5 protein-coding genes are annotated in these 3427 nt (G+C 69.9%); 2 read left to right on the top strand and 3 right to left on the bottom strand.

The genetic code is table 11. The annotated features are described in order from the left end of the window. Positions 1–265: 265 nt before the first annotated feature. The 3 genes from AB0E67_RS36260 to AB0E67_RS36250 all read right to left on the bottom strand — a co-directional run bounded on the left by AB0E67_RS36260 (position 266) and on the right by AB0E67_RS36250 (position 1699). Positions 266–706, bottom strand: coding sequence for a DUF2267 domain-containing protein (locus AB0E67_RS36260; protein ID WP_362035098.1), 441 nt, complete (start codon positions 704–706; stop codon positions 266–268). Between the two features lie 65 nt (positions 707–771). Continuing rightward, positions 772–1167 (bottom strand): DUF2267 domain-containing protein, encoded by a 396-nt coding sequence (locus AB0E67_RS36255; protein ID WP_362035102.1) that lies wholly within the window; start codon positions 1165–1167, stop codon positions 772–774. A gap of 100 nt (positions 1168–1267) precedes the next feature. Next, complete coding sequence (locus AB0E67_RS36250; protein WP_362035096.1) at positions 1268–1699, bottom strand: Hsp20/alpha crystallin family protein; 432 nt, start codon at positions 1697–1699, stop codon at positions 1268–1270. Positions 1700–1826: 127 nt separating this feature from the next. Here AB0E67_RS36250 and AB0E67_RS36245 point away from each other — a divergent pair, with 127 nt between their 5' ends. Together AB0E67_RS36245 and AB0E67_RS36240 are read left to right on the top strand one after the other, a co-directional pair. Further along, entirely contained in the window at positions 1827–2483 is a 657-nt protein-coding gene (locus tag AB0E67_RS36245) for a type III effector protein (RefSeq protein WP_362035094.1), read from the top strand. A gap of 193 nt (positions 2484–2676) precedes the next feature. Further along, positions 2677–3249: a winged helix-turn-helix domain-containing protein gene (locus tag AB0E67_RS36240; RefSeq protein ID WP_362035100.1), complete on the top strand. Its 573-nt coding sequence runs from the start codon at positions 2677–2679 to the stop codon at positions 3247–3249. Positions 3250–3427 lie beyond the last annotated feature (178 nt).

Here is a 3427-nt window from a genome sequence, read left to right as displayed (position 1 = left end):
CAAACGCGGCGACGTCACCCAGCTCGGGCACCCACTTGAGGCCGTCCAGCCCCGAGAACACCTTGCCGGGGGTGCTCGCCCCATGTCCCGCGCCTCTCCTGTTCAGCAGGACCGTTGCCAGTCAGGAGCGGCCTGTGATTGATCTTGCTCGCGCAAAGGACCGTGGGTGAGAGTAACCCCGAGTCCAGCTCGGGCCCTCGCTTACCGCCGGGGAAGATCACCAGCGCTCGGCAGGCGCGGTCTGCGCCATCTGCTCGAGCTTCACCTATGCGGCTTGGGTGAGTTCGGCGTGGCCGAACAGCACTGCGTAGCCCGACCCCGAGGGGAGCTGGCGCAGGATGTCGGTGAGGAGCTCAGAGCCGGCCAGGGCTGCGACGACGCAGAGGACGGATCCGGTGTCCCAGCGGGTGGTGCCCAGGGTGGCGCCGGTGCGGGCGGCGAGGTCTTTGACGAAGGCCCAGCCGCTCAGGGTTTGAGTGTCGGGGATCTGTGCGGTGAGGATGCGTGCGGCTTCGAAGGGAAGGCGGGCGGCCACTTCGACGCGTTCGTCGCCGGTCAGCTGACGTCCGAGCCCTGCGAGGACCAGGCGGACGGCTTCCTCGGCCTTCTCCCGGGTGGGGTATGCGCCTTCGTAGCGGACCTTCTCCAGCATCTGCTCGTACGTCATCACGGGCGTGTGCTGGAGGGGTGGACGCCTGTCGGACATCACTACGGTGGTTGCCTCTCTGTCGCCGTGCCGGTGCGCGGGCACCGGCTGTGCGGGTGGTCCCATTAGGTGGGCTGGGGGTGGCCGAAGAGGAGGTCGTAGCCCGCGGGGAGCTGGAGCAGGATCTGCCCCAGCAGGTCGTCGCCAGCGGCGTCGGCGACCGTGCTGAGGACGGCGCTGACGTCCCAGGTAGCGGTCTGCTCGGTGGCCCCCTCGATCCAGGCCGCTGTCGCCCGCACGAACCGCTCCGGTGGCAGGGGCTCGGCGCTCTGGAGCGGGTTGAGGAGGATCAGGGCGAAGTCTTCTGGCAGGCGTGCCGCCAGCTGGGCGCGGACCTCGCCGACCAGGTGCGCGCCCAGCAGGGCGAGCACCACACGGGCCGCGCGCTCTGCCTCCTGCAGGCTGTTGTACTCGCCGCGTTCCTTCACGTGGTCGAGGAACGCTTCCCATCGCAGGGTCACCTCGACCGCCACCCTTCTTCCGTCCACTGGGGGCGGAGGACGGGGTGAGGGGGAGATCAGGTGCCCGTCCTCCGCCGCTGTTCGGCCCGCGTCGCCCGGTTCAGCCAGAGATCTCCTTGCGGTCGGATCCGACGCCGATGGAGATCTTGCGGGGCTTGGCGCGCTCGGCGATCGGGATGCGCAGGGTGAGCACGCCTGCGTCGTAGTCGGCCTTGATGTGCTCGGTGTCCAGGGTGTCGGCCAGCACGATCTGCCGGGAGAAGACACCCAGCGGCCGCTCGGAGAGTTCCATCTGCACGTCGTCGGCCTTCGCGACCGGGCGGCGTTCAGCCTTGACGGTCAGCATGTTCCGCTCGACGTCGATGTCGATCGCGTCCGCGCTGACGCCGGGGAGGTCGAAGGCCACCACGTACTCGTCGCCCTCACGGTAGGCGTCCATCGCCATCGCGGCCGGCCGCGACCAGGTGCCCGGGCTCATCAGCTGCTGAGCCAGCCGGTCGAGCTCACGGAAGGGGTCAGTGCGCATCAACATCACGAAACACCTCCAGCAGGTTCAGACAGTTGCTGCCAATGCGCTGCACTGAAACCGTTGTAACATGTCATCCAAAGGATGACAAACACAGCGTCGTCCAGTAGATGACAACCTGAGGGAGGTGCCCGTGCCAGCAGCCGACCAGCCAGCCTCTTCCAGTGCCGGCGCGCAGACCCCGGCCTCGTTTCTCGCCGCCGCGGCGGCACTGAAAGCCATAGACGACGCCCTGCACGCAGCCCAGCACGAGACGCCCGAGGCCCTCGGCGCTCCCGGCGTCGGCCCGGAGCAGGCCCTGGCCTCCCTCCTACTGCTGCGGCAGGTACGCGAGCAGCTCGCCGGATGGGAAACCGGCCTGATCGAAACCGCCCGCCACGCAGGCGCCAGCTGGGCCGACCTCGCCCATCCCCTCGGCGTCGCCAGCCGCCAGGCCGCCGAACGCCGCTACCTGCGGGGCAGGCCCGGCCCCGCAGGAACCACCGGCGAACAACGAGTCCAGGCCACCCGCGAACGCCGCGCCGCGAGGCGCACCACCGCCACCTGGGCCCGCCGCAACGCCGCCGACCTGCGCCGCCTCGCCGGCCAGATCACCGCCCTCACCGACCTGCCCACCGCGGCCATTCACTCGCTCGGCCAACTTCACGCGGCCCTTGCCCACAACGACCCCGCCGAACTCATCCACCCCCTCAACGCCACCCGCCCCCACCTGGCAGCCGCCCATCCCGACCTCGCCGCCCAACTCGACACCCTCACGAACTCCGCCACACTCCCGGCAGTCCCCGACTGAGCGCAGACACATGCCTCCTTGATGATCACGAGCGCCGCAACTCCATGATCACGGAACCCGTGCCCGCCTCATCTGCTGCCCTGCCGCATGCTTACTGACTTCGGCTCGTCAGGGTGGTCTTTGTCGATGTGCCTGATGGGCCTGGGGTGCGAGCTGTATCTCGTGTTGTGTGAGATATGCGGATGGGGGCGGGCTGACCGCCGCGGGGCGGCAGCGTCGGGAGGCCGTACTGCGGCAGGCGGCCGAGTTGTTCGAGCAGAAGACCAAGCCGCTGGAGGTCGCCCAGCGTCTCCGGGTGAGCCGGAAGTCGGCCTACCGGTGGCACCAGTTGTGGCGGGACGGCGGGATCGAGGCCCTGGACTCGCGCGGGCCGAGCGGATCCCGATGCCGTCTGTCGCCGCGCTCCCTGGACAAGCTCGCCGCGTATCTGGAGGAGGGGCCGGCCGCGCACGGCTGGGTGGAGGACCAGGTGTGGACCGCGGCGAGAGTGGCCACGCTGATCGGCAGGAAGTTCCACGTTTCCTACAGCGTCTCGGGTGCCACCCGGCTGATGCACCGGCTCGGTTTCAGCCCGCAGGTCCCCGTGCGGCGGGTCGCCGAGCGCGACGAGCAGGCCGTGACCGTGTGGAGGGAGGCGACCTGGGCGGAGGTAAAAGGGCCCGGGCGGCCTGCGGGGGCCACATCTGCTTCGAGGACGAAGCAGGCTTCACCCGCCGACCGCCCCGAGGCCGGACCTGGGGACGACGCGGACACACCCCGGTCGTGACGGTGAGCGGACGCCGCTCGGGGCGGCTGCCGGTGGCCGGGCTGATTGCGATGCGACCCGGCTCACGGACCCGGCTGTGCCATGGCTGATCGCCCACCCGGCGGGCAAGGGCAAGCGCCGCAGCATGAGCGAGCGCGACTTCATCGCTCTGCTCGACGGCACCCACCAGCTCATCAAG

The sequence above is a fragment of the Streptomyces sp. NPDC032161 genome (genome assembly GCF_040636995.1).
In the GTDB taxonomy this organism is placed as follows: Bacteria; Actinomycetota; Actinomycetes; order Streptomycetales; family Streptomycetaceae; genus Streptomyces.
The sequence above is the reverse complement of the archived record's forward strand: the minus strand, read 5'-3'. Positions and strand labels throughout refer to the sequence as shown.